This is a genomic window from Brevundimonas sp. GW821-FHT09G01, from assembly GCF_059416065.1.
This window is the reverse complement of record NZ_JBWKOL010000003.1, coordinates 248737-272696: the sequence shown is the minus strand read 5'-3', so window position 1 is coordinate 272696 and position 23960 is coordinate 248737. Positions and strand designations below refer to the sequence as shown.

At 69.6% G+C, this 23960-nt stretch carries 24 protein-coding genes; 13 read left to right on the top strand and 11 right to left on the bottom strand.

Features of this window, described 5'->3' with window-relative positions; all coding sequences use genetic code 11:
• Positions 1-2 precede the first annotated feature (2 nt).
• Positions 3-875, top strand: a complete 873-nt coding sequence (locus AC07NB_RS08725; protein WP_291835340.1) for a retropepsin-like aspartic protease — start codon at positions 3-5, stop codon at positions 873-875.
• A gap of 58 nt (positions 876-933) precedes the next feature.
• On the opposite strand, the gene lpdA is transcribed toward AC07NB_RS08725, so the two are convergent.
• The 4 genes from lpdA to AC07NB_RS08705 all read right to left on the bottom strand — a co-directional run bounded on the left by lpdA (position 934) and on the right by AC07NB_RS08705 (position 7319).
• Entirely contained in the window at positions 934-2343 is a 1410-nt protein-coding gene (gene lpdA, locus AC07NB_RS08720; protein ID WP_494570411.1) for a dihydrolipoyl dehydrogenase, read from the bottom strand.
• Between the two features lie 105 nt (positions 2344-2448).
• A complete protein-coding gene (locus AC07NB_RS08715) occupies positions 2449-2928 on the bottom strand; it encodes a hypothetical protein (RefSeq protein ID WP_494570412.1) in 480 nt (159 codons plus the stop codon).
• Positions 2929-2991: 63 nt separating this feature from the next.
• Positions 2992-4842, bottom strand: coding sequence for an ATP-binding protein (locus AC07NB_RS08710; RefSeq protein WP_494570413.1), 1851 nt, complete (start codon positions 4840-4842; stop codon positions 2992-2994).
• 209 nt (positions 4843-5051) lie between these two features.
• On the bottom strand, positions 5052-7319 hold the full coding sequence (locus tag AC07NB_RS08705; RefSeq protein ID WP_494570414.1) for a TonB-dependent receptor plug domain-containing protein: 2268 nt from the start codon (positions 7317-7319) through the stop codon (positions 5052-5054).
• A 254-nt stretch (positions 7320-7573) separates the two neighbouring features.
• Between AC07NB_RS08705 and AC07NB_RS08700 the strand changes: the two genes are divergently transcribed.
• Positions 7574-8671, top strand: coding sequence for a phytase (locus AC07NB_RS08700; protein WP_494570415.1), 1098 nt, complete (start codon positions 7574-7576; stop codon positions 8669-8671).
• Here the strand turns inward: AC07NB_RS08700 and AC07NB_RS08695 are convergent.
• Both AC07NB_RS08695 and AC07NB_RS08690 read right to left on the bottom strand, forming a co-directional pair.
• Positions 8668-9345: a TMEM175 family protein gene (locus tag AC07NB_RS08695; RefSeq protein ID WP_494570416.1), complete on the bottom strand. Its 678-nt coding sequence runs from the start codon at positions 9343-9345 to the stop codon at positions 8668-8670. The two genes, AC07NB_RS08700 and AC07NB_RS08695, sit on opposite strands and share 4 nt — an antisense overlap.
• 1 nt (position 9346) lies before the next feature.
• Entirely contained in the window at positions 9347-10045 is a 699-nt protein-coding gene (locus AC07NB_RS08690; RefSeq protein WP_494570417.1) for a MarC family protein, read from the bottom strand.
• Between the two features lie 97 nt (positions 10046-10142).
• Between AC07NB_RS08690 and pyrF the strand changes: the two genes are divergently transcribed.
• Positions 10143-10859, top strand: coding sequence for an orotidine-5'-phosphate decarboxylase (pyrF, locus tag AC07NB_RS08685; protein WP_494570642.1), 717 nt, complete (start codon positions 10143-10145; stop codon positions 10857-10859).
• 3 nt (positions 10860-10862) lie between these two features.
• On the opposite strand, the gene AC07NB_RS08680 is transcribed toward pyrF, so the two are convergent.
• The 3 genes from AC07NB_RS08680 to AC07NB_RS08670 all read right to left on the bottom strand — a co-directional run bounded on the left by AC07NB_RS08680 (position 10863) and on the right by AC07NB_RS08670 (position 12534).
• Positions 10863-11681, bottom strand: a complete 819-nt coding sequence (locus tag AC07NB_RS08680) for a hypothetical protein (protein ID WP_494570418.1) — start codon at positions 11679-11681, stop codon at positions 10863-10865.
• 127 nt (positions 11682-11808) lie between these two features.
• Positions 11809-12243, bottom strand: a complete 435-nt coding sequence (locus AC07NB_RS08675) for a hypothetical protein (RefSeq protein ID WP_494570419.1) — start codon at positions 12241-12243, stop codon at positions 11809-11811.
• Between the two features lie 54 nt (positions 12244-12297).
• A complete protein-coding gene (locus tag AC07NB_RS08670; protein WP_494570420.1) occupies positions 12298-12534 on the bottom strand; it encodes a DUF1674 domain-containing protein in 237 nt (78 codons plus the stop codon).
• 88 nt (positions 12535-12622) lie between these two features.
• Here AC07NB_RS08670 and htpX point away from each other — a divergent pair, with 88 nt between their 5' ends.
• Complete coding sequence (htpX, locus tag AC07NB_RS08665; RefSeq protein WP_494570421.1) at positions 12623-13588, top strand: zinc metalloprotease HtpX; 966 nt, start codon at positions 12623-12625, stop codon at positions 13586-13588.
• 40 nt (positions 13589-13628) lie between these two features.
• Here htpX and AC07NB_RS08660 read toward each other — a convergent pair whose 3' ends face one another.
• Both AC07NB_RS08660 and recQ read right to left on the bottom strand, forming a co-directional pair.
• Entirely contained in the window at positions 13629-14435 is an 807-nt protein-coding gene (locus AC07NB_RS08660) for a hypothetical protein (protein WP_494570422.1), read from the bottom strand.
• 125 nt (positions 14436-14560) lie between these two features.
• A complete protein-coding gene (gene recQ, locus AC07NB_RS08655) occupies positions 14561-16420 on the bottom strand; it encodes a DNA helicase RecQ (RefSeq protein WP_494570423.1) in 1860 nt (619 codons plus the stop codon).
• 64 nt (positions 16421-16484) lie between these two features.
• Here recQ and AC07NB_RS08650 point away from each other — a divergent pair, with 64 nt between their 5' ends.
• The 9 genes from AC07NB_RS08650 to AC07NB_RS08610 are packed head-to-tail and all read left to right on the top strand — an operon-like array spanning position 16485 to position 23960.
• The gene (locus tag AC07NB_RS08650) at positions 16485-17384 is read left to right on the top strand and encodes a class I SAM-dependent methyltransferase (protein ID WP_494570424.1); all 900 of its coding nucleotides are present in this window, start codon (positions 16485-16487) and stop codon (positions 17382-17384) included.
• Between the two features lie 34 nt (positions 17385-17418).
• A complete protein-coding gene (locus AC07NB_RS08645; RefSeq protein ID WP_494570425.1) occupies positions 17419-18165 on the top strand; it encodes a pseudouridine synthase in 747 nt (248 codons plus the stop codon).
• Between the two features lie 52 nt (positions 18166-18217).
• The gene (locus AC07NB_RS08640; protein WP_494570426.1) at positions 18218-19432 is read left to right on the top strand and encodes an NAD(P)/FAD-dependent oxidoreductase; all 1215 of its coding nucleotides are present in this window, start codon (positions 18218-18220) and stop codon (positions 19430-19432) included.
• 31 nt (positions 19433-19463) lie between these two features.
• Positions 19464-20114 carry a phosphoribosylanthranilate isomerase gene (locus AC07NB_RS08635; protein WP_494570427.1) on the top strand — a complete coding sequence of 217 codons (651 nt, stop codon included), beginning with the start codon at positions 19464-19466 and terminating at the stop codon, positions 20112-20114.
• Positions 20115-20134: 20 nt separating this feature from the next.
• The gene (gene trpB, locus AC07NB_RS08630; RefSeq protein WP_291833855.1) at positions 20135-21349 is read left to right on the top strand and encodes a tryptophan synthase subunit beta; all 1215 of its coding nucleotides are present in this window, start codon (positions 20135-20137) and stop codon (positions 21347-21349) included.
• A 6-nt stretch (positions 21350-21355) separates the two neighbouring features.
• Positions 21356-21814, top strand: a complete 459-nt coding sequence (locus AC07NB_RS08625) for a hypothetical protein (RefSeq protein WP_494570428.1) — start codon at positions 21356-21358, stop codon at positions 21812-21814.
• A complete protein-coding gene (locus AC07NB_RS08620) occupies positions 21814-22230 on the top strand; it encodes a hypothetical protein (RefSeq protein WP_492311835.1) in 417 nt (138 codons plus the stop codon). Before AC07NB_RS08625 ends, AC07NB_RS08620 begins: the two co-directional genes overlap by 1 nt.
• The gene (trpA, locus tag AC07NB_RS08615; RefSeq protein ID WP_492311836.1) at positions 22227-23057 is read left to right on the top strand and encodes a tryptophan synthase subunit alpha; all 831 of its coding nucleotides are present in this window, start codon (positions 22227-22229) and stop codon (positions 23055-23057) included. Before AC07NB_RS08620 ends, trpA begins: the two co-directional genes overlap by 4 nt.
• A gap of 9 nt (positions 23058-23066) precedes the next feature.
• Entirely contained in the window at positions 23067-23960 is an 894-nt protein-coding gene (locus AC07NB_RS08610) for an acetyl-CoA carboxylase carboxyltransferase subunit beta (RefSeq protein ID WP_291833841.1), read from the top strand.

Here is a 23960-nt window from a genome sequence, read left to right as displayed (position 1 = left end):
CGGTGCAGGCCAATCTGTTCACGCGGATCGCCGCCGAGGTGACGATCAACGGTCAGGGCCCCTTGAGCTTCGTGATCGACACCGGCGCCGGATCGACCGCGGTCGCCGACACCGTCGCCGCGCGGCTGGCGCTGCCGGCCCGCGAGCCGCTGATGGTGCACGGCATCACCGCGGCGGCCCGGACCGACAGCGTTCAGGTGGATCGCCTCACGCTGAGCGGGCTCGGCTTCCGAAACCTGCGATGCCCCGTCATTCCGCGCGAACAGCTGGGCGCTGATGGTTTGTTGGGCCTGGATGTGCTGGGCCGGTTCCGGCTCGCCTTCAACATCGAGCACCAGTCCGTCTTTATGAGCGCGCGCGGCATACGCGTGTTGATGGGCGGCGAGCAGATGTCGACCGGCTCCCGCATCCGGCAGGCCGGGATTCACTCGGTGCGCGGCCGGTTCGGTCAGTTGATCCTGACCGAGACCTTGGTCGAAGGCCTGCCGACCGCCGCCTTCGTCGACAGCGGCGCGCAATATTCGATCGGCAACAATGCGCTACGCCGGGCGGTCGCCGCGCGTCGTCCCGACGGCGCCGCCCTGTCCCGTCCCGTGCCCCTCTACGGCGTGACGGGCCAGACCTTGTCCGCCGACCTCGCCAGGGTGGATCAGATCCGACTGGGCCGCTCGCGCCTCGGCACGACGCCGCTGCTGTTCGCCGACCTGCACTGTTTCGAGACGCTGCAGCTGGCGGACCGCCCGGCCCTGCTGATCGGCGCCGACCTGCTGGGCCGGTTCCGCCAGGTCACCCTGGACTTCACCGCGAACACCGTGAACTTCGAGGGCCTGCGTCGTCGGACGACACGCACCATCGAGGACGAGTTGCTGCTCTAGGGCGAAATCGGTCGACGGCCCCCAGGTCGGCTCGCGCCGGCCCCGGGGCGCTGGAGCGTCAGGCCTGCATGGTCCAGTTGTCGACGCCCATGGCGGCCTGTTTGACCGCTTCCGACCGGGTCGGGTGGGCGTGGCAAGTGCGGGCGATGTCTTCCGAGGCGGCGCCGAAGGCCATGGCGATGCAAGCCTCGCCGATTAGCTCTCCCGCCTGCGGGCCGAAGATGTGCACGCCGAGCACCTTGTCGGTCTTCGCATCGGCCAGCACCTTCACGAAGCCCTCGGTCTCGTGGTTGATCTTGGCGCGGCTGTTGGCGGTGAAGGGGAATTTGCCCTTCTTGAAATCGACGCCCGCGGCCTTGAGCTGCTCCTCGGTCTTTCCGACCCAGGCCACTTCGGGGCTGGTGTAGATGACGCTGGGGACCAGGTCGTAGTCGACGTGCCCCGCCTTGCCGGCGATGTATTCGATCACGGCGACGGCTTCTTCTTCCGCCTTGTGCGCCAGCATCGGGCCGTGGGTCACGTCGCCGATGACCCAGATCCCGTCCTTGCCGGCCTTCAGGTGGTCGTTGTTGAGGAAACCGCGCTTGTCGGTCTCGATGCCGACCGTCTCCAGGCCCAGACCGGCGGTGTAGGGACGACGACCGATAGCGACCAGAACCACGTCGCCCGTCAGGGTCTCGGCGGTTCCGCCGGCGGCGGGCTCCAGCGTCAGGACGACGCCGTCCTTGGCCGTCTTCGCCGAGGTGACCTTGGTCCCCATCTTGAAGGTCATGCCCTGTTTGGTCAGGCCGCGCTGGAAGGCGGTGGCGACCTCGGCGTCCATGCCGGCGCCGACCTTGTCGAGGAACTCGACCACGGTGACCTCGGCGCCCAGACGGCGCCAGACCGAACCGAGCTCAAGGCCGATGACGCCGGCGCCGACCACGATCAGGTGTTTCGGAACGGCCGGCAACGACAGGGCGCCGGTGGAATCGATGACCTTGCCCTCGACGAAGTCCACGCCCGGCAGCGGCGTGGGCTCGGAGCCCGTGGCGACGACGATGTCCTTGGCGGTCAGGGTCGTGACGGTCCCGTCGGCGGCGGTCACCTCGACCGTGCCCGGACCGGTGATCTTGCCCTTGCCCTTGATCCAGTCGGCCTTGTTCTTCTTGAACAGGAATTCGATGCCCTTGGTCAGGGCGCCGACGCTGTCGGCCTTCTGCTTCATCATCTGCGGCAGGTTGACCTTGGGCGTCCCGACATCGATGCCGAGCGTGGAGAACTCCTTGCCCGCGACCTCGAACAGCTCGGAAGCGTGCAGCAGCGCCTTGGACGGCATGCAGCCGACGTTCAGGCAGGTGCCGCCCAGCGTCTCGCGCATCTCGATGCAGGCGACCTTCAGACCGAGCTGGCCGGCGCGGATGGCGGCGTTGTAGCCGCCGGGACCGCCCCCGATGATGACGACGTCATAGGATGCGGCTTCGGCCATGGGGTCTCTCTGATGCTTGTCTGGGCGCGGGAAGGCGCGCGGAACCTAGCGCCGCCCCCGCGAGGGTCAACCGCCGCGTCAGTATATGGGGGCGATACCCTGGCGCTAGAAGGCCAGCTGACCCGCGACGCGGCGCTTGCGCTGGCGGCGGGCGAGGACGACCACCAGCACGCCCAGCAGGAACAGGCCGCCCAGCACCAGCCAGACCGGATCGACCGGCAGGCCGCTGTCCGCCGCCATGGTCGTCGGCCCCGCCGAGCGCGCACTGGCGTCCGGACCGCCGCTGTCCATGGCCAGCCGCAGCACGGCGTCGGCGATGAAGCCCAGGAAGTAGGCCACCGAGGCCTTGGTGTTGCCGGACCCCAGCATCAGGGCGGCGATGAGATACAGAACGATGGCCCCGGCCCACAACGCCCAGCCGGGAATGAAGCCGAACAGGTCGCCGCCGGTCAGGGCGTCGGCCTCGGCGCGCATCGCGCCCATGTCCGGGGTCGCGCCGCCGATGATCGGCGACAGAAGAGGCCACGCCAGCCAACCCGCATAGGCGAGGATGACCACCGCGATGAGGATGCGCGCAAACTTCATGACCGGGCTCCGTCTTCGTCGTTAACCACCCTACACCCGGGACGGAGAACGTCGATAGCGGGGTCAGGCGCGCTGAAGTTCCGCCTCCTCCAAGGGCTGCGGCAGGGTGATGGACACCTCGGCCCCGCCCCCGGGCGCTTCGTCGATCGACAGCACCCCGCCCGACTGGCGCGCGAAGGCATAGGCCTGGGACAGGCCCAGACCGGCCGCGCCGTCACGGGTGGTGAAGAAGGGCTCGACCGCGCGGGCGGCCATTTCACGATCCATTCCGGGGCCGGTGTCGCGCACGCTGAGCCGCAGGCCGCCTTCCATCAGGGCCTCCAGCCGCACGGCGACGGAGCCCTTGGAGCCCACCGCCTCGACGGCGTTCTGGGTCAGGGCGCGAACCGCGCCCTCGAAGGCGACGGGGTCCAGCCGGGCCGGGGCGGCGTCTGACGGCCCCTCTATCATCAGGTCGATCTCGGGACCGGCCATGGCGCGCAGCCGGGCTTCCATGCCGCGCAGCAGGACGCCGGCGTCCAGCGTCTGGAACACGGGGGCGTCGTCGCCCTGCGAGAAGGCGGTCAGGCGCCGCGTCAGCTGTTCGCCGCGCTGGCCGGCGGCCAGGGCGGCCTGGCCCAGACGGCGCACGCGCGCAGGGTCGTCGGCCTGGCGCAGCATCATGTCCAGCGCGCCGGTCATGACGCCCAGCAGGGCGTTGAAGTCATGGGCCAGACCACCGGTCAGACGGCCGACGCTTTCCATACGGCGTCCGCCCTGCAGTTCGAGCTCGGCCTCTTCTCGCGCCTGATGAGCGGCGGCGCGGGCTGCATCGGCCTCCTGACGCGCGGCGGCGGCGGCGGCGAGAGCCTCCTCGGCCTGACGGCGGGCGGTCTCGGCCTCCTCGCGCAGGGCCCGGGTCTCCTCGGAGATTTCCGGCGCCTCGGGCTCGGGTTCGGGGGCGAAGGCGATGGTCTCGACCGGAGCCTCCTCGACGACCTCGACCGGCGTCTCTTCCACCACGGGATCGGCGCGTTCGCCGGCCAGCAGCAGGGCGTCGACCCGGCCCTCGGCGTCGGTCAGGGGCAGCATGGACCAGCGGATGCCTTCCGGCGCGCCGGTGCGCGAGACGAAGGCCTCAGCCTCGCCCGCCGGGGCGGATAGGGCCGCGCGCAGGGCCTGACGGCCCTCGACGCGCTCATCCTCGGCCAGGAAGGCGTCGGCGAAATCGCCCTCGACGGCGTCGCGGCCCAGCACCAGCAGGGCCGTGCGGTTTGCCTCGCGCACCAGGCCGTTGGCGGCGACCACCACCAGGGCGCTGGAGGCGGCGTCGAACACCCGGCGGGTCAGGTCGTCGCCGACGACCTGCACGGGCTCCGGCGCGATGACCTCGGGCGTCTGCAGGCCCTCGGTCTCGACAATGGCGGCGGTCGAGCCGGTGATCTGACCCAGCTCATTCTCGATCGGCATGGCCGTGACCGAGACCAGCATCTTCTTGCGGGTGGCGGGGTTGGAGATCAGGTGGTGGAAGCCCTTGACGGTCTGGCCGCGCAGGGCGCGGGCGCTGGGCAGCAGGTCCGGCGGCACCGGACGTCCGTCCGGGAAGGTGATGCCCCAGGTTGCGGAGTGGAAGCGCAGGCCGATCAGCTCGGCGTCGCGGCGACCCAGCAGCTGATGGGCGGCGCGGTTGGCGAAGACGAACTTGCCCTGTTTGTCGGTCTCGACCAGCGCCACCGGGATGGCGTTCAGGGTCTCGAACAGCCGCTTCTGCGAATCTTCGGCCACGCGCTGGACCAGATCCAGCTGGCCCGAGGCGTCGACGTGGCGCGACCGGTTGGTCAGCGCGAACCACAGCGCGATCAGCCCGACGAGCCAGCCGACGACGGCGACGGCGCCCAGCACCCACATCCAGTTGATCTGGCCTTCGAGAAACATTCGACCTGACTGTCCCGTTCTGGCGCGGCGCGCGCCCGTTCGGGAGATGCCTTGCAAACGGCGAACCGCAACGACCGCCTTTCGCCCCCAAGGCGACCTAACCCTTGATTCCGAAACGGTCCAGCTTGGCCGTTAACCATTGGAGCGGAGAATCAGAAAAGGGCCGGGCGTCGCCGCCCGGCCCCTTCTGTTTCGTCCTTGGACAGGCGTCAGAAGGCGACGCGCATCACCAGTTGGTAGACCGGGCCGGCGCTTTCGCTCTCCAGCTCGTACTCGTCGTAGCTGCGGCTGATCTGGTCCGCCCGGTCGCCGAACTTGTCGAACACCTCGTCCTTGGAGCTGTCCAGCAGGTTCGAACCGGTCAGGCGGACGACGGTGTTGGCGAACACGCGCTTCTCGAGGAAGACCTCCAGGTCGGCGCCGTAGGAGGTCTTGACCTCCTCGGCATAGACCCGGCCGAAGGCGTCGCCCTGCTTGCGGTAGGTGGCGCCGAAGGCCGCGCCCCAGGTCGGGATGTCGTGGGTGAAGCCGAAGTTCACCACATAGTCCGACTGGTCGTTGAAGCGGCGCTCGCCGAGGCCGTCCTCGACCTTGCTGTCCAACCACGAGGCGTTCAGGAACACCCCGGTGTTCTCCATGCCGATGAAGTCCAGCGGCGTGGAGAGGTCGAACTCGACGCCATAGACCTGACCGTCGCCGACGTTGTCGATGGACTCGATGAACGCTTCGATGACGGTGGGCGTGGCGGGGTTGTCGCCGCTGCCCGCTTCACCCGTATTGACGTCCTCGATCAGGTCCGTGATGTCCCGGTAGAAGACGTTGATCCCGACGACGCCGCGACGGCCCAGACGACGCTCGAAGCCCGCATCGATACCCCAGGCCAGTTCGGGCTTGAGGTAGGGATTGCCGCGGAAATCGTTGTCGCCGCGCTCTTCCTCGAGCGTGACGGGAGCCAGATCGTCGAAGTCGGGACGGCGGACGGTGCGCGCCACCGACAGGGTCAGGCGATCGGTGTCCGACAGGCGGTAGCGCAGGCTGGCCGAGGGCAGCAGCTCGGCATAGTCGTTCTCGATGCCGGCGATGGTGGTGTCGGTCGTCTCGTAACGCAGACCGGCCTCCCACTTCAGCGCGCCGCTCTCGCCCGAGAACATGACGTAGGGGTCGATCCGGGTCTCTTCGATGGCGTAGGCGCCGTCGGTGAAGACGAACGGCGGCTGGACCGGGCGCGGCGCCGGGGCGTTCGGGATGGTGAAGCGGACGCGGGTCGCCGTGCGGGTGTTCGAATCGCGATCCTTCTGGACGCCCTGGAGGCCGAACTCCAGCTCGACGCCGTTGCCCAGCGGACGAGTGTGCTCAATCGCCGCCGAGACTTCTTCGTCCTGCAGGTCGCGGTATTCCAGATCGGCCGTGAAGCGATCCTCGTCCGGGAACGGGATAGCCGGCGCTCCGCCGCTTTCGAGGCGGAGATATTCCGCCTCGTTCTCGAACTCGGTCTGCTGGTCGTCGAAGCTGGCGTAGCCCAGCTTGAAGCGGGTCTCGCCGCCGAACATCTCGCGCTCGTAGCGGGCGCGCAGGCTCAGGTTGTCGGTCTGGATGTCGACATCGTTGTCATTGATCGTCAGCAGGTTGGCGTTGTTCTCGAGGCCGAACTGGTACTCGAGCGAGTCCTCGTCCTGCAGGCGCTCGGTGCGGACGAAGACGCCCGACAGGTCCAGCGTGCCGCCGCCGACCTCGACCTCATAAGCCGCGTTGAAGGAGTAGTCGGTGCCGCTGCGGACGTCGGTCTGGACTTCGGTGTTCTGCAGCGTGCCGCCCGGCTGGCTGAAGCGTTGGCTGTACTTGTTCTTCGGGTTGCGGCGGTCCTGGAGGCTGCCGCCGACCAGCAGCCGGCCCGGTCCGACCTGACCGCCCCAGACGGCGCCAAAGGTGCCGCCGATCTCATCGTCCGGGAACATGATGGCGCCGGCGCGGATGTAGCCGCCGTCCAGGGCGAGAGCGTCACGCAGCACGATGTTGATGGCGCCCGAGACGGCGTCGCCGGAACGGTTCGCCGACGACGAACGCACGACCTCGACCCGCTCGATCAGTTCGGCGGGGATGCGGTCGACGAAGAAGGACCGGTCGACGCCGGCGCCGGGCACCTGCTCGCCGTTGATCAGGATCTGGGTGTAGCCGGGATCCAGGCCGCGCAGGCGCACGCCGTCGGCCTCCAGGATGTCCGACAGGAAGGTCACCGAGGGCACGCGCTTCAGGGCGTCGCCGACGGTCAGCGGCTCGAAGCGCTGGAAATACTCGAGGTCGTAGGACAGGGTCGGAACCACGTCGTCGGTGCGGTTGCGCATGACCGGCTCGCCGGTGACGATGACCTCGTCGAGGGCGGTCGTCGGACCGTTCTGGGCGTCTTGGGCCAGAGCCGGGCTGGCCAGGGCGAAGGCGAGCGGCGCGACGGCGGCGCCGAGCAGAAGTCCGATTTTCATTTGAAACATCCCGATGCGTCCGGTCGACCCCCCGGCCGCCAGCTCTGGACGCGCCAGCTAGGCCGCACCGGCGACGCGGGCGCGACGGTTTCGCGAACGAGGCTTGGCGATTTGCCGACGCCGTCGTGACGATTTGTCCCAAGGCTGATCGTTCGTCACGAAGGTGACGCGGGACCGTCATCGTGCGTTGCTTGACCCTCCACCACGGCGCGTGGTCTGGCGCGGCCGTTCAAGCCTTTGGAGGGGCGTATCCAATGACTGTCCGGACCCTGATCGTCACAGTCGCCGCCGCGGCCCTTCTGGCCGCCTGCGCGACCCGTGAAGTCGACTACCAGGGCGAGGGCGAAGGCGTCGTCGGCCAGGGCGCGCCGGTTCACGCCGTGCTGGAAACCCCGCCGGTGGGCCTGCCCGGTCAGGACGCCGCCGATGATCCCGCGGTCTGGGCCTCGGCCACGCCGGTCCATATCAAGGGCGCCGTCGTGGACGGTTTCGTCGCCGGCACCGACAAGAAGGCCGGCCTGTACATCTACGGCCTGGACGGCGCGATCCTGCAGTTCCTGCCGGAAGGCCTGCTGAACAATGTCGACGTGGCCGAGGGCCTGAGCGTCGGCGGCCGTCCGCAGGTGGTGTTCGGCGCCAGCGACCGCACCCCGGGCAAGACCGGCATCGCCCTGTATCTGTTCGACCCGGCGGCGACCGGCGACAACGGCGTCCGTCACTGGGGCAATGTCGCCACCGACGTGGTCGAACCCTACGGCTTCTGCTTCGCCCGCCGCGGCGCCGAACTGCACGCCATCCTGGTCGGTCACGAGGGCGAGCTGCGCCAGTTCGTGCTGACCGTCGCGGCCGATGGTCAGCCGGCCGCCCGCCTGGTCCGCCGCGCCGAGATCGGCAGCATCTCGGAAGGTTGCGCCGCCGACGAGGCCACCGGCGCCCTGTATATCGCGGAAGAGAACGTCGGGGTCTGGCGCTACGGCCTGGACCCGGCCTCGGGCGCGACCCGGACCCTGGTGCAGGCAATCGCTCCGGGCGTGCTGGTCGCCGATGCGGAAGGCCTGACGATCATCGCCGACGGCGCGGCCCGCTACCTGATCGGCTCCAGCCAGGGCGACTCGACCTTCCCGGTCTGGCGCATCGACGGCGCCGCGCCCGAGTACAAGGGACGCTTCGTGGTCGCGAACGGCGCGATCGACGGCGTGACCGGCACCGACGGCCTGGACGCCCTTGGCGGCCGGGTCGGCGACCGCTTCCCCGAGGGCGTGGTCGTGGTGCAGGACGACGTGAACGACGTCGGCAACCAGAACTTCAAATACATCGACTGGCGCGATATCCGCGCCGCCCTGGGTCTTTAGGTCCGGCGGTTCCGCCGGGTCACGACAAGCACGCCGACAGGGATGAGGTTGTAGGCCACGCCCGGCAGCCAGGGCGCGACCTTCAGAAGGGGCGTCGCCGCGATCAGGGCCGAGATCAGCCCGGTCGCGGCCGAAATGGTCCAGGTCCTCGCCCACTGCACGCCCTTGCGGTGCGTGGCGGCGTCCCCGCTGCGCAGGGCTCTCGCGGCGTGCGCGAACAGGCCGGCGTTCAGCCCAGACAGCACGGCGAAGGCCACGCCGTAGATCACATAGGTCCAGCGCAGGTCGGCCAGGCCCGACATCAGCCGCCCGCCCGGCAGCACGCCGCCCGAAACATAGTGCGTCGCCGTCTCGGCCAGCAGGCGCAGCGGGAAGACAAAGACCAGCACCGCGAACACCACCGCGAGGCTGAGGAGGGTGGTCCAGCCTGTGCGCACCGGCGTCAGGGTCGACCACGTCCGGTGCGCCGTCCAGAACAGGGCGATCAGGGCGAAGCCGAAGATGAAGGCCGGAATGCGGGCCAGCGCCGTGGCCAGGTCGGCGAAGGACCGCAGCGGCTCGGTCCCGCCGATGATCAGCAGGGAGACCGCGAAGGCGAAGGCCGCATCGACGAAGGCGTCCAGCCTTTGCGACTCCGGCCCCTGGAACACCCGGACCCCCGACGATCCGTCCATCTCAGTGCCCGTCGGAGGGATAGGGGATGGTCACGCCGGTGCTGATGATGCCCGGCAACGCCTCGCCCAGCCCCATCAGGATGAACTGGATCGCCAGGGCGCACAGGATCAGGCCCAGCACCCGCACCACGATGGCCAGGCCCACCTCGCCGAGGATCCGGCTGATCGGGCCGGTCAGGGCGAAGCAGATGAACGAGACCACGCAGGCGCCGGTGATCGCGGCCAGTGAGGCGGCCGTGCCGGCCGGGCCGATCTTCGTGGCTTCGCCCGCCTGGATGATGATGGCCGAGATCGCGCCGGGCCCGATCATCAGGGGAATGGCGAAGGGCACGACCAGCCGCTGGAAGCGCCGCTTGGCGTAACCGCGCACGTCCTTCAGGTCATTGGCCGCGTCCTTGTCAGCGAAGGTGGCGAGGAAGTCCTCGCGCGCCATGTCGAGGCCCAGCAGCAGCAACAGGATGCCGCCCGCGATGCGGAAGGCCGCCAGCGAGATGCCGAAGAACTGCAGCAGGCCCAGGCCGGTGAAGAAGAAGAACCCCAGGAAGAGCGCGGCGAACACGCAGATCAGGAACGAGACCGACACTCGCTGGCGCAGCGTCGCGCCCGCTGTCGCCGCCGCGAAGATCGGCAGGTTTCCCACCGGATCCAGCAGCGCGAACAGCGTCACGAACAGGTTGACCCCCAGTTCGACCGCGTCCATGACCTGACCTCGCCCCCAATTCACCCAACCGCCATAAGGGCCGACGCACGTCCGCGCGTCCACCCCCGGCGGCAAAGGAGATCGACCCATGACGCCTGTGCTCAGCGACCCGCGCCTGATCGTCGGCCTGGACCTGCCCTCGCTGGACGCCGCCCGCGCCATGGTCGAGCGGCTGGGCGCGACGATCACCGCCTACAAGATCGGCCTGACCCTGCTGGCCCGTCCCGGCGGCGTGGCCTTCGCCCATGAGCTGAGGACCGCCGGAAAGACGGTCTTCCAGGATTGGAAACTGCATGACATCGGCGCCCAGGTGGAGGGCGCGGCCCGCGCCGTGGCCGAGGGCGGCTGCGACCTGCTGACCGTCCATGCCGAGCCGCAGGTCATGAAGGGCGCGGTCAAGGGCCGCGACGCCGCCGGATCAGGGACCAAGCTGCTGGCCGTCACGGTCATGACCAGCCTGTCGGACGCCGACCTGGCCGAGATCGGCTACGGCTTCGACGCGGCCGCCCTGGTCGAGCGGCGGGTGCGTCAGGCGCTGGACTGCGGCGTCGACGGCGTCGTCTCCAGCCCGCTGGAAGCCGCCCGGGTGCGCGAGATCGCCGTCGCCGCCGGTCGTCCCGACTTCCTGATCGTCACGCCGGGCGTCCGTCCCGAGGGCGCTGACAGGGGCGACCAGCAGCGCGTGGCCACGCCGCGCGCGGCGCTTGAGGCCGGAGCGACCCATCTGGTGGTGGCCCGCCCGGTGGTGGGGGCTGACAATCCGCTGCTGGCGGCCTCGTCCATCGCCGAATCGATCAACGGCGTCGCCCTTTAGAAATCAGCCCCGCTCGCCGGGTTCCTGGCGGTATTCCTGCCGCGGCGTCTGGCGGCGCGGCGGCTGGGGCCGGTGAGCGCGCGGCGGCGGCGGGGCGACCCGGTGCGGCGGCTCGTAGCGCGGCGGCTCCGGCAGATAGACGGGCGGATAGGGCGCCGGCCCCCGGTCGCAGTCGCAGCCGCGCCGATCCTCGTAGCGGCGGCCGTCGTCGCGGATGTAGCCCTCTTCGTAGGCCTCGTAGTCGCTGTAGCTTTCGCGGACCTCGTAGCGGCTCTCGGAGTAGCCGTCGTACCGGTCGTGACGCTCGCTGTAGCCGTAGCGGCCGCCCCGGTCGTAGCGGTCGTCATAGCGGTAGCCGCAACGCGAGGGGCGCATGTCGTCACGACCGAAGCCGGTGACCACATAGCCGAACGGCGCCGAGGGGCAGGCCCGGCCTTCCAGCACGCGCTCGTCATAAACCGCCGGACCGCCGGAGTAGTAGCCGCCCGCGTCGCCGCCGTAACCGCCGCCGACATAGACCGTGCCGCCGCCGTAGCCGCCGCGGGGGCCGCCCATGTCATAGGTCCGGGCGTTCAGATAGCCGCGGGCGCCGGCCGAAGCGTAGGCCTCGGCCCGCGCCGAGGCGTTGACGTTCACATTGATGTTGGAGTTCCAGCCGCCGCCGTGCGGGGGCGACGGCGGACGCGGCCCCCCGCCGCCGCCATGGCAGCAGGGCGCGGGCGGGCGGGGTTGGTGGCCGCCCCCCCGCGGATCGCCGGCGAAGGCGGGCGAGGCGGCGAGGATAAGCAGGGCGGCGCCGGCCGCGGCGGTGAGCATGCGCATGTCACGGACTCCGTTTCAGGAGCCGTTATGACGCGCCCGGGCCAGCCGCCGCGCGGCCTTGCACCGATAGGGGGAGTGCTGGACCGCGCTTTCCCCTCAGAGGACGGAAATTAACCCTGCTCAGGGGTCAGCGGTCGTAGAAATACACGTCGGGGCCCCGATCGCGCGATCGGCCGTAGTGATCGACGTAGCCCTGTCGCCCGGGCCGGGCGCGGTCGTCGTTGTAGCCCCATTCATCGCGGTAGCCCTGGTGCGGACGGCGGTCGTACCCGCGCCCTTCATAGTCGTACCGACGGTAGCGGCTCGCGCCATAGCCGTGACCGTATCCGGGCGCGCGGCCGGGCACATAGACGTAGGGGCGCTCATGAGACCCGTCCGCCCAGCGACCGGTTTCGGCGTAGGACCGGGTTTCGACCTCGGACAGGGGCGTTCCGCCGACGGGACGGCCCCAGCTGTCGAGATAGACGGGCTGGCCCCAGGACGGCGCATGGGTCTGGGCCGTCGCGGCGCCCGCGCAGAGGAGGAAAGCGAGGCCCGCTGAGGCGGCGAGAAGGCGGATCATCGGCGCGTCTCCTGAACGTCAGGGTTAACGCCGTTCGGCGGCTTTCGTTCGCCTTCAGAAGTCGACGGCGATGCCCTTCTTCTCCCAATCGCCGTAGCGGGTGGGCTCGGGACCGCGCGGACCGCCGTGTTCGGCCTCCAGCGCCGCCTGTTCCGAGGCGGCGCGACGATCCGCCGCCTCCAGCAGGGCGCGGCGCGCCACCTCGCTCAAGGGCCGCTCAGGCGTGGCGTGCGGGACATCCGCGTTGAAAACGGGGGCGGGTTCGGTCTCGGGGGTGGGATGATCGGTCACAGCGTCCTCGCCTTGAGCCATCGCGTTGCAATTCGCAAATTGGAAGCCTCCCCCAACGGCGCCAGTGCGCGCCCCAGTTCGAGTTCAGATGAACCATCTCAAGACCTTCGCCCTGCTGGCCGCGCTGACCGCCCTGTTCATGGGCGTCGGCTTCATGATCGGCCGCGTGCCGGGCATGCTGATCGCGCTGGTCGTGGCGGGCGGGATGAACCTGTTCAGCTACTGGAACGCCGACAAGATCGTCCTGAAGATGTACCGGGCCCAGCCGGTCGACGAGAACCACCCCAACGCCGTGGTGCGGACCTATGTCGCCGATATTCTGCAGATGGCGCGGGACGCCGGCCTGCCGCGGCCGATGATCGCCATCATCCCCAACGACCAGCCCAACGCCTTCGCCACCGGCCGCAACCCGCAGAACGCCGCCGTCTGCGCCACCACCGGCCTGCTGGACATGCTGACCCGAGACGAGATCCGGGGCGTGATGGCGCACGAACTGGCGCATGTGAAGAACCGCGACACCCTGACCATGACGGTCACCGCCACCATCGCCGGGGCCATCGCGGCGCTGGCGAATTTCGCCCTCTTCTTCGGCGGCGGCGACGACCGCGAGCGGCCCGGCGGCATTATCGGGACCCTAGCCCTGATGATCCTCGCCCCCATGGCCGCGGGCCTGGTGCAGATGGCCATCAGCCGGTCGCGCGAATACGAGGCCGACCGCGTCGGCGCCGAGATCGCCGGCGACCCCAACGCCCTCGCCTCCGCCCTGCAGAAGATCGAAGCCTACGCCAAGCGCATCCACAACCCGACCGCGGAGCGCAATCCGGCCTCGGGCCAGCTGTTCATCATCAATCCGCTGGCGGGCCGGGGCGCCGACAACCTGTTCTCGACCCACCCGGCCACCGGCAACCGCGTCCGCGCCCTGATGGACCTGGCCGTGAAGATGGGCCGCGCCCCCTCGGCGCGCCCAGTCATGGCGGGGTCTCCTCCGATCCGGTCGTCAGTGACGTCTGTGCCGGTCACCGATCAGGCGCCATCCCGGGGACCATGGGGCTAACCCCTATGACCGGGATGATCGTGTGACTTCTGGACGATGTTCAGAAGACCGACGCCGCGAGGGCCACCAGCGTAAGCAGGGCGAAAACAGCAGGCGGCAGAACCCTGAGGACGTCGATTCCAATCTCGATCTTGCGGTATCCGATCCGCTGCGCGGGATCCTCGCGCTGGAGGGCGACCAGCGCCCCGGTCGCCTGCTGCAGCGACAACATCAGCGACTGTTTGATCGGGTCTTCCCGGCGAAGATCAGCTTCGGTCTGGGCTTGACGGGCGCTCAGACTTTCGAGTTCGGCCTCAGCCTGCGCAACGACCGACTTGGCGCCGAACTCCTGCAAGGAGTCCAGATCAATCCCGCTCCCAGGCTCTTTGCCCTCAGTTCGGCCAGGCCTTCTGCGAATCTCCTCCAGTTGGAAAAGCGCCTTCTGGAGGCTCTCGCGCGCTGCCGTCATCTCCTCAGGCGCAACCCTTGGCCGCTGGTCCTGATAGTCGTTGAGGCCTCGCTGCGCCTCGCTGACTTTCTGACGCCCGGCAGCGAGTTCGTCCTCGCGGCGGAAGGCCAGCCGCTCCCGAAGAACCAGGTCGTAGCTGACTGACAACTGGGCAACGAGCATGACGTACTGGAGCAAGAGGTACGCTATGCCGACGAGCAGGAAGTTTCTGACGACGCCGTTCGGGAGCGTTATGACCTGAAGCAGGGCTTTCGCCGCCGCTTCATCATACAACCCCATGGCGACAAACGCCCCCAAGCCGGCTCCTAGATATAGCCACTTCCGCGTCTTGAGCACGCGACTGTAAGGGCCGTCCTTTGCCGTATGTTCGTCGTCGCCGAAGAGTATCTGCAGGGGCATGGCCGCAATCATACGTCTGCATGCCCCAAAGCTCTACCGTTAGTGCAACCACGGTTCGAAACCTGCGGCGAACGATCTTTTCCAGGCGAACTCCGTCGAGCTGCACGCTCGACTGCGCATCGACTTCAGGCTGATAGCGCCGCCAGAACGCCTTTGCCGTAGCGGTCCAGCTTGGTCTGGCCGACGCCGGAGATGTGGCCCAGCGTCTCCAGATCGCCGGGCTCCGCGATGGCGATCTCCAGCAGGGTCTTGTCCTGGAAGATGACATAGGGCGGCACCCGCTGTTCGGCGGCCCGCTCGCGGCGCCAGTTGCGAAGCACCTCGAAGCGGGCGCGGACATCGGCGTCCATGGTCTCCAGCGCGGCGTTGCGGCCGTTTCGCACCCGTTCTCGCGGGGCCGAGACCCGGGCGGGCGTCAGCCGCACCTCGATCACCCGTTCGCCGCGATAGACGCCGCGCACCGCCTCCGGGTCGCCCAGTCGGACCAGCGGCTTGCCCTCGTTCGGATCCTCGACCAGCAGGCCATCGAACATCAGGTGGTCGATGACGTCGCGCAGGGTGTGCGAGGCGATGTCGGCGCCGATGCTCCAGGTGGACAGCGCCGTCTCCCACGGCTGTGCATCCTTCGTCCGCCCCTGCAGGTGATCGACGATGCGGGTCTTGCCGAAGCGTTCGCCCAGCCGCTGCACCGCCGCCAGCGCCTTCTGGGCCGGGACGGTCGCGTCGAACAGGGCGGGCGGGTCCTGGCAGATGTCGCAGACGCCGCAGCGGTCCGCGCCGGCCTCGCCGAAATAGCGGCGCACGGTCTGGGGGCGGCAGGTCGCGCCGTCCAGCATGGCGAACAGCTGGCGCGCCTTGCGCACCTGCACCGCCTTGACCTCCTCGGCCATCGGGCGACCGTCGAGCCGGCGCAGTGTCCAGGCGATGTCGGAAGGACCGTACAGGGTGATGCCCTCGGCCGGTTCTCCGTCGCGTCCGCCCCGGCCGATCTCCTGCCAATAGGCCTCCAGCGAGCCGGGCGGGTCGGCGTGGATGACGAAGCGCACGTCGGCCTTGTCGACCCCCATGCCGAAGGCGATGGTCGCCACCATCACCGCCCCGTCCTCGGCCAGGAAGCGCTCCAGCCGCTTGTCGCGCTCCCGCGCGTCCATGCCGGCGTGATAGGCGATGGCGTTGGTCCCCGCGTCGCGGAGCGCCTGGGCCACCCGCTCGCAGCCGTCGCGGCTGCCGCAATAGACCACGCCCGACTTGCCGCGCCGCTGCCGCACCAGGTCGATCACCGCCGCGTCCGTCTTGGCCCGCGAGCCGTTCTCCTTGCGGATGGCCGACAGCTGCAGGTTCGGACGGGCGAAGCTGTCGACGACGACCTTGGCGCCGTCCAGCCGCAGGGAGCGGACGATGTCCTCGCGCGTGCGGGCGTCGGCGGTCGCCGTCACCGCGATGCGCGGCACGCCGGGGAACAGTTCGGCCAGCCGGCCCAGCGTCCGGTAGTCCGGCCGGAAGTCATGTCCCCATTGCGAGACACAGTGCGCCTCGTCGATGGCGATCAGGCTCAGCGGCAGGTCGTGCAGGCGATCGATGAGGTGCGGCTGGGCCAGCCCCTCGGGCGAGACGTAGAGCAGGTCCAGCTCCCCCGCCCGCGCCGCGCGCCAGATGGCCGAGCGGTCGTCCATGGAGACGCCGGAATCCAGTCTCGCCGCCGAGACACCCTGTTGCTTCAGCGCCTCGACCTGATCGGTCATCAGGGCGATCAGGGGCGACACTACAAGGCCGAGGCCGGGACGCAGCATGGCCGGGATCTGGTAGCAGACCGACTTGCCGCCGCCGGTCGGCAGCACCGCCAGCACATCGCGCCCGGCCAGGATCTCCTCGACCACCTCGGCCTGCCGTCCGCGGAAGTCGGCGTGACCCCAGACGCGCTCCAGCGTCGCGCGCGCGTCCATCAGGGTCGGCGCGAGCGGGGCGGAGATCGAGTCAGGGAGCATGGCGGGGTTGTGCCGGATTTGTTCCGGGGTGTCACCGTGGGTCGTGGTCCGCTAGAGGAGCCGGATGACGACGCTTCTCTATGGCCGCCCCCCGGCGGTGTTCGATCCGCCGGGCGACGCGACCCAGACCTCGCCCCTGATCCCGGGCGCCACAGCACTCGAAACCGTGCCCGAAGGGTCGGCCGACAGCATCATGATCTACGCCCCGCCGGGCGTGCTGGAGCGCCGCTACACCCTGGCCCTCGCGCTGAAGGCGCTGAAACCGGGCGGACGGCTGGACGTCATGGCCGCCAAGGACAAGGGCGGCTCCCGGCTGAAGAAGGAGTTGGAAGCCTTCGGCGCCGAGGTCGGCGAGAGCGCCAAGGCCCATCATCGTCGGTGTGTGGTGATCAAGGGCGACGGCCTGACCGGTCTGGACGCGGCCATCGAGGCCGGGGCGCCGCGCCTCGTGCCCGGCCTGGACGCCTGGTCCCAGCCCGGCGTCTTCGCCTGGGACCGGATCGACCCCGGTTCGGCCCTTCTGGCCCAAACCCTGCCTCCGCTGAAGGGCGCGGGCGCCGACCTGGGCTGCGGTTACGGGGCGCTGGCCACCGTGGCGCTGCGTTCGCCGCTGGTCACGGCCCTGGCCCTCTACGATCTGGACCGTCGTGCGGTCGAGGCGGCGCGGCGCAACGTCGAGGATCCGCGGGTCGTTATCGAACAGGCCGATGTCCGCACCCTGGCTGTCAACGGCGACCTCGACTTCATCGTCACCAATCCGCCCTTCCACGACGGCGGCGCCGAGGACAAGCGGCTGGGCCAGAACTTCATCCGGCAGGCCGCGGCCATGCTGAAGAAGGGCGGCGTCCTGTGGCTGGTCGCCAATCGCCACCTGCCCTACGAGGCCGACATCAACGAAGCCTTCAAGCGCGTGCGGATGGCCGCTGACGCCGGGGGCTACAAGGTCTTCGAGGCCATCAAGTGAACGCGCCCTCAAGTAGCCCGAAGGGCGGTAGGGCATGAAAAAAGTCCCGACATCGCGCGTCGACAAGCTGCTCGGTTCGCTGGGCTACGGCTCGCGCACCGAGATGGCGCGCATGGGCAAGGCGGGCGGCATCGTGCTGGACGGCGTCGACATCACCGATGTCTCCAAGCGCATACCGGTGACCCCGGATCTGCCCACCCGGATGGAGATCGACGGCGAGCCGCTGGATCCGCCGCAGGGCATCGTCATCCTGCTGCACAAGCCGCTGGGCATGACCTGTTCGCACAAGGAGGACGGGGCGCTGGTCTATGACGTCCTGCCCGACCGCTGGCGCCGCCGCGACCCGGCCATCTCGACCATCGGGCGGCTCGACAAGGAGACGTCCGGTCTGCTGCTGATGACGGACGATGGCGACCTGCTGCACCGGGTCATCAGCCCCAAGAAGAACGTCGCCAAGATCTATCGCGCCACGCTGGCCCGCCCGCTGGACGGTTCGGAGGCCGCCCGGTTCGCCTCGGGCGAACTGCTGCTGGAGAACGACGACCGGCCGCTGAAGCCCGCCGGGCTGGAAGTGATCTCTCCCACCGAGGCGAGGGTCTCGGTGACCGAGGGCCGCTATCACATGGTCCGCCGGATGTTCGCCGCCGTGGGCAACCACGTCGAGGCCCTGCATCGCGAGCGGCTGGGCGGCCTGGCCCTGCCCGACGACCTCGCGCCGGGCGAATGGCGGTTGCTGACATCGGACGAGATCGACGCCATCTTCGCCGGGTCCGCAGACTGAGCGGAACCGGCGGGGCCCTCGCCCGCTAAGGCTCCGCTTCTGCGGAGACGGCATGACCGGGGCCACCCTCAAACGCGATCTCAGGACCGGCCGGTCCCTCTGGGCGGACAGCCCCGGGCTGGGCGTGCCCGTGCGGCCGCTGGAGACGGCCGTCTCGGTGGATGTCGCCATCGTCGGCGCGGGAATCAGCGGAGCCTTCATGGCGCACGAGCTGAGCCGCGATCACTCGGTCGCCGTGCTGGATCGGCGTCCGCCGCTGATGGGCTCGACGGTGGCCTCGACCGCCCTGCTGCAGTGGGAGATCGACCTGCCGCTGACGGCGCTGGCGGAACGCATCGGGCAGGCGAAGGCGAGACGGGCCTATCTGAGATCGCGGTCGGCCATTGATGATCTGAAGCGGATCGTCGCCGATGACCGGATCCGCTGCGGGCTGAAAGACAAGGCGACCCTCTATCTCGCCGGCGACGAATACGGCCATCGCGCCCTGGCGGCGGAGGCGGACGCCCGCGCCGCGATCGGCCTGGACAGCGCCTATATTGGACCCGCCGACCTGCGCGAGCGGTTCGGGATCGAGCGAACCGGCGCGATCCTCAGTCAGGGCTCAGCCAGCGGCGACCCGGCCCGGCTGGCCGCCGGCCTGCTGCGCCGCGCGGCGGACCGTGGGGCGAAGGTCTATTCCCCGGTCGAGGTGCTGGAGGCGGTCAGCGACCCCGACGGCGTCACCCTGCTGACGGACGCCCATCATCCGGTGCGGGCCGGGACGGTGATCTTCTGCTGCGGTTACGAGTTTCCGAAGACCGTTCCGACGCCCGGCGCGAAGGTAATCTCGACCTGGGCCATGGCGTCGACGCCGCGCCAGCGCTGCCCAGCCTGGCTGCGGGACACGCTCGTCTGGGAGGCGTCCGATCCATACCTGTATTTCCGCATGGGCGGCGACGGGCGTTTGATCGTCGGCGGCGAAGACGAGCCGTCGCCCACGGCTCACGCCGACAAGGCCAAGCTGAAGCGCAAATGCGCGACGATCACAGCCAAGCTGAAGCGACTGCTGCCCGATATCGAGTTCGAGATCGACTACAGCTGGGCCGGGGCGTTTGGGGAAAGCGCGACCGGCCTGCCGTCGATCGGCGCCGTGCCGGACATGGACCATGCCTGGGCGGTCATGGGCTTCGGCGGCAACGGCATCACCTACTCCGTCATCGCCAGCCAGATCGTGTCGGCTGCGATACGCGGCGGCGGCGATCCGGACGCCGACCTGTACCGGCCTTGACCCCGACCGGCGGCGAGCGCACCTGCCGGGCATGACCCGGGCCAAGATTTGCGGACTCACCACGCCTGACACGCTGGATGCGGCCCTGGCGGGCGGCGCGGCCTTCGTCGGCGCGGTCGTCTTCCCCAGGAGTCCGCGCCACATCGCCCCCCTCCACGCCGCGACGCTGTTCGAGCGCGCGCGCGGCCAGGGACCGGGCAAGGCCAGGATCGTGGCCGTCACGGTCGACGCCGACGACGCCCTGCTGACCGAGATCGCCCTGATCCTGAAGCCGGATCTGATCCAGCTGCACGGGTCCGAGACCCCGGCCCGCGCCGAACAGGTGCGGGCCCTGACCGGGGCGGGGATCATCAAGGCCCTGCCGATCCGCGCCCAGGAGGATTTCGACGACGCCGTCGCCTGGGAGCCCTTCGCCGATCATCTGATGTTCGACGCAAAACCGCCGGAAGGATCGCATCTGCCGGGCGGGGTCGGGGCCCGGTTCGACTGGACCCTGCTGGCCGGTCGGGCCTTTCGGCATCCGTGGTTCGTCGCGGGCGGGCTGAATCCCGACAATGTCGGCGAGGCGGTGCGGATTTCCGGCGCTCCCCTCGTGGACGTGTCCTCTGGCGTGGAAAGCGCGCCGGGTGTTAAGGACCCGGCCCGGATCGCGGCCTTCCTCGAGGCCGTCCGGACCGCCTGATCTCCGCGCGAGTTTGCCCCGTGAACGCCATCCTGCCCAACAGCTACAGTTTCCCTGACGCGGAGGGCCGGTTCGGCCCCTATGGCGGACGGTTCGTGGCCGAGACCCTGATGCCGCTCATCCATGAGCTGAACGACGCCTATGAGGCCGCCAAGGCGGACCCTTCGTTCCAGGCCGAGCTGGACGGCTTCCTGACCGACTATGTCGGCCGCCCCAGCCCGATGTATTTCGCCGAGCGCCTGACCGAACACCACGGCGGGGCGGATATCTGGTTCAAGCGCGACGAGCTGAACCACACCGGCGCCCACAAGGTGAACAACTGCATGGGCCAGATTCTTCTGGCCATGCGCATGGGCAAGACCCGCATCATCGCCGAGACCGGCGCCGGCCAGCACGGGGTGGCTACCGCCACCGTCTGCGCCCGCTTCGGCCTGAAATGCATCGTCTACATGGGCGCCACCGACGTGGAGCGTCAGTCGCCCAACGTCTTCCGCATGAAGCTGCTGGGCGCGGAGGTGATCCCGGTCACCTCGGGCCGAGGCACGCTCAAGGACGCCATGAACGAGGCGATGCGCGACTGGGTCACCAACGTCGAGGACACCTACTACCTGATCGGCACCGCCGCCGGACCGCACCCCTATCCGGCCATGGTGCGCGACTTCCAGTCGGTGATCGGCCGCGAGGCGCGCGCCTCCATGCTGGCGCGCAAGGAGAAGCTGCCGGACGCCTGCGTGGCGGCCATCGGCGGCGGCTCCAACGCCATCGGCCTGTTCTATCCCTTCATCGAGGACGCGGGCGTGCGCCTGATCGGCGTCGAGGCCGCGGGCCGCGGGCTGGACGGTCCGGACCACGCCGCCTCCATCCAGGGCGGCCGCCCGGGCGTGCTGCACGGCAACCGCACCTATCTGCTGCAGGACGACGACGGCCAGATCCTGGAAGGCCATTCGATCTCCGCCGGCCTCGACTATCCCGGCATCGGGCCCGAGCACGCCTGGCTGAAGGACATCGGCCGGGCGGAGTACCGCGCCGCCACCGATCAGGAAGCTCTCGAGGCCTTCCAGCTGTGCTCGAAGCTGGAAGGGATCATTCCCGCCCTGGAGCCCAGCCATGCGCTCGCCCGCGTCGGCGAGATCGCAAAAGAAGTGGGCAAGGGCGGCGATGTCGTGCTGAATATGTGCGGGCGGGGCGACAAGGACATCTTCGCCGTCGCGAAGCATCTGGGCGTGGAGCTCTAGCGTATCATGAAGACCCTCATTCTGGCCGCCGCCGCGGCCCTGTGCGCGGCGGCCGCCCCGACCTTGGTCATGGGCCAGACGCCGCCGGCGGCCCTGCAGGTGGAGATTCCGGAGCTGGAGCGGGTCACCGCCGATCCGACCTGCGGCGGCAAGACCGCCATCGCCCAGCAGGCCTTCTGCGTGACGACGACCCAGGCCGGCGTCAACGATGCGGTCGACGCCTACAGCGCCGCCTTCCAGGAACAGGGCTGGCTCGCCGCCGGCGGGGACAACAACCTGATCATTTACGTCAAGCGCAAGCCGGATGGCGGCTGCGACGGCTTCCAGATGCTCGCCTTCGCCGACGACACCCGTGTCCCGGCGCCGGGCGCTGCGGCCTGGCTGGCCTTCGCCGCCATTCCCGGCAACGTCTGCGCCGCCGCGCCGGCCGGGCCGATCTCCGGCCCGCCCGCCCCGAGACAATGATGCTGAGCGTCCTCGCCCTCGTCGCCGCCCTCGCAGCGGCCCCGCAAGCCGCGGCCCAGACGCCGGGGCTCTCGCCCTCCCCCGACTGCGGCGGCCTGACGGAACGGATCGCCGGCCCGGGCGTGCCGATGCGCTGCGTGACCGCTCCGATGCAGTACATCCCGCAGGTCGCCTATACCTTCGCGGGCGAAGCCCAGCGCAATGGTTGGGTTCCCCTCACCCAGACCTCAAGCTCGATCTGGTTGCAGAAGCCCCTGGCGGACGGGAAGTGCGATCGGATGATCATCTTCGGCTTCTGGGATGTCGAGATTCAGCCCGAATCCCGCCCGGACACCCCCGGCTACGTCGGGGTGGTCAACCAGGCCGGGCAGACCTGCCTGTCCCTAAACTCACTCCCCGCACCGAACGCCCAATGACCACCCAACGCATCGACGCCCGCTTCTCCGCCCTCAAGGCGGAGGGCCGGGCCGGCTTCGTCGCCTATGTCATGGCCGGCGACCCCTCGCGCGACGAGGCGCTGGAGATTCTGCGCGGCCTGCCCGCCGCCGGCGCCGATATCATCGAACTGGGCTTCCCCTTCTCGGATCCGATGGCCGAAGGGCCGCCGATCCAACGCGCCGCCCTGCGCGGTCTGAAGGCGGGTTTGACGCTGAAGGGCACGCTGGAGCTGGCCAGGGCCTTCCGTGACGGCGACGCCGACACCCCGCTGATCCTGATGGGCTATCTGAACCCCATCGAGAGCTACGGCCACGAGGCCTTCGCCCGCGACGCGGCGGCCAGCGGCGTGGACGGCGTCATCGTCGTCGACTGCCCGCCGGAAGAGGCCGATCCCCTCACCGACGCCCTGGACGCCCATCAGGTTTCGCTGATCCGCCTGGCGACGCCGACCTCGGACGACGACCGGCTGAAGATCATCGCCGAACGCACCTCGGGCTTCGTCTATTACGTCTCCGTGGCGGGCGTGACGGGGGTCAAGGAAGCCCAGGCCGGCTCGGTCGCCCCGGCGGTCGAACGGGTGCGCAAGGCTTCGGGCCTGCCGGTCGCGGTCGGCTTCGGCATCAAGACGCCCGAGCGGGCCGCCGAGGTGGCGCGCGTGTCCGACGCGGTGGTCGCCGGCTCGGTGCTGGTGGACGAGGTCGCCGCGGCCCTGGCGGCGAACGAACCCGCCGCCCCGCGCGTTCTGGCCAAGGTGCGCAGCCTCGCGGACGCCGTGAAGGGTGCGCGCGCGGCAGAAACCGTCTAAAGCGCGCCCATGGTCGACAAGAACAAACCCCAGCAGGAGAAGCGCGGCGGCTGGCTGTCCCGCTTCGCACCCGGCGTCCGCAAGATCGTCAGCCGGCGCGACACGCCCGACAATCTGTGGGTCAAGGACCCCGACACGGGCGACATGCTGTACCGCTCGGACCTGGAAGGCGCCCTGTGGGTCACGCCGTCGGGCCGTCACATGCGCATCGACGCGCCGACGCGGTTGCGCTTCACCTTCGACGACGGCGCCTACGAGTCCATCGAAACGCCTGAGGTGCCCGAGGACCCGCTGAAATTCTCGGACGGCAAGCCCTACAAGGACCGCCTCAACGCGGCCCGCAAGGCCGCCGGCCGCAAGGACACCATGGCCATCGGCTTCGGCGAGGTCGGCGGCAGCGAAGCCGTCGTCATCGTCCAGGACTTCACCTTCATGGGCGGCTCCCTGGGCATGGCCGCGGGCGAAGCCTTCATCGCCGCGGCCCGGGCGGCCGTCGCGCGCGGCGTGCCCCTGGTCTGCTTCACCGCCGCAGGCGGGGCGCGGATGCAGGAGGGCGCGCTCAGCCTGATGCAGATGGCCCGCACCACCCTGGCCATCCAGGAGCTGAAGGCGGCCCAGCTGCCCTTCGTCGTGGTGCTGACCGATCCGACCACGGGCGGCGTCACCGCCAGCTACGCCATGCTGGGCGATGTCCACCTGGCCGAGCCGGGCGCCCTGATCGGCTTCGCCGGTCCGCGCGTCATCGAGGCGACCATCCGCGAGAAACTGCCCCCGGGCTTCCAGCGCGCCGAGTACCTTCAGGAAAAGGGCATGGTCGACAAGGTCGTCGCCCGCGCCGACCTGCCGCACACGCTCGGCCAGATCCTGTCGATGCTGATGGGCGGGAAGCGCCGGGCCGCGTAA

Bases quoted from the DNA above. Each gene is read 5' to 3' on its own strand.
- AC07NB_RS08625 (WP_494570428.1), top strand. From the start codon at position 21,356: ATGAAGACCCTCATTCTGGCCGCCGCCGCGGCCCTGTGCGCGGCGGCC.
- AC07NB_RS08700 (WP_494570415.1), top strand. From the start codon at position 7,574: ATGACTGTCCGGACCCTGATCGTCACAGTCGCCGCCGCGGCCCTTCTG.
- AC07NB_RS08695 (WP_494570416.1), bottom strand. From the start codon at position 9,345: ATGGACGGATCGTCGGGGGTCCGGGTGTTCCAGGGGCCGGAGTCGCAA.
- AC07NB_RS08690 (WP_494570417.1), bottom strand. From the start codon at position 10,045: ATGGACGCGGTCGAACTGGGGGTCAACCTGTTCGTGACGCTGTTCGCG.
- AC07NB_RS08640 (WP_494570426.1), top strand. From the start codon at position 18,218: ATGACCGGGGCCACCCTCAAACGCGATCTCAGGACCGGCCGGTCCCTC.
- AC07NB_RS08705 (WP_494570414.1), bottom strand. From the start codon at position 7,319: ATGAAAATCGGACTTCTGCTCGGCGCCGCCGTCGCGCCGCTCGCCTTC.
- AC07NB_RS08675 (WP_494570419.1), bottom strand. From the start codon at position 12,243: ATGATCCGCCTTCTCGCCGCCTCAGCGGGCCTCGCTTTCCTCCTCTGC.
- htpX (WP_494570421.1), top strand. From the start codon at position 12,623: ATGAACCATCTCAAGACCTTCGCCCTGCTGGCCGCGCTGACCGCCCTG.
- AC07NB_RS08610 (WP_291833841.1), top strand. From the start codon at position 23,067: ATGGTCGACAAGAACAAACCCCAGCAGGAGAAGCGCGGCGGCTGGCTG.
- AC07NB_RS08715 (WP_494570412.1), bottom strand. From the start codon at position 2,928: ATGAAGTTTGCGCGCATCCTCATCGCGGTGGTCATCCTCGCCTATGCG.
- AC07NB_RS08645 (WP_494570425.1), top strand. From the start codon at position 17,419: ATGAAAAAAGTCCCGACATCGCGCGTCGACAAGCTGCTCGGTTCGCTG.
- AC07NB_RS08660 (WP_494570422.1), bottom strand. From the start codon at position 14,435: ATGCCCCTGCAGATACTCTTCGGCGACGACGAACATACGGCAAAGGAC.
- AC07NB_RS08620 (WP_492311835.1), top strand. From the start codon at position 21,814: ATGCTGAGCGTCCTCGCCCTCGTCGCCGCCCTCGCAGCGGCCCCGCAA.
- trpA (WP_492311836.1), top strand. From the start codon at position 22,227: ATGACCACCCAACGCATCGACGCCCGCTTCTCCGCCCTCAAGGCGGAG.
- lpdA (WP_494570411.1), bottom strand. From the start codon at position 2,343: ATGGCCGAAGCCGCATCCTATGACGTCGTCATCATCGGGGGCGGTCCC.
- AC07NB_RS08635 (WP_494570427.1), top strand. From the start codon at position 19,464: ATGACCCGGGCCAAGATTTGCGGACTCACCACGCCTGACACGCTGGAT.
- recQ (WP_494570423.1), bottom strand. From the start codon at position 16,420: ATGCTCCCTGACTCGATCTCCGCCCCGCTCGCGCCGACCCTGATGGAC.
- AC07NB_RS08650 (WP_494570424.1), top strand. From the start codon at position 16,485: ATGACGACGCTTCTCTATGGCCGCCCCCCGGCGGTGTTCGATCCGCCG.
- AC07NB_RS08680 (WP_494570418.1), bottom strand. From the start codon at position 11,681: ATGCGCATGCTCACCGCCGCGGCCGGCGCCGCCCTGCTTATCCTCGCC.
- AC07NB_RS08710 (WP_494570413.1), bottom strand. From the start codon at position 4,842: ATGTTTCTCGAAGGCCAGATCAACTGGATGTGGGTGCTGGGCGCCGTC.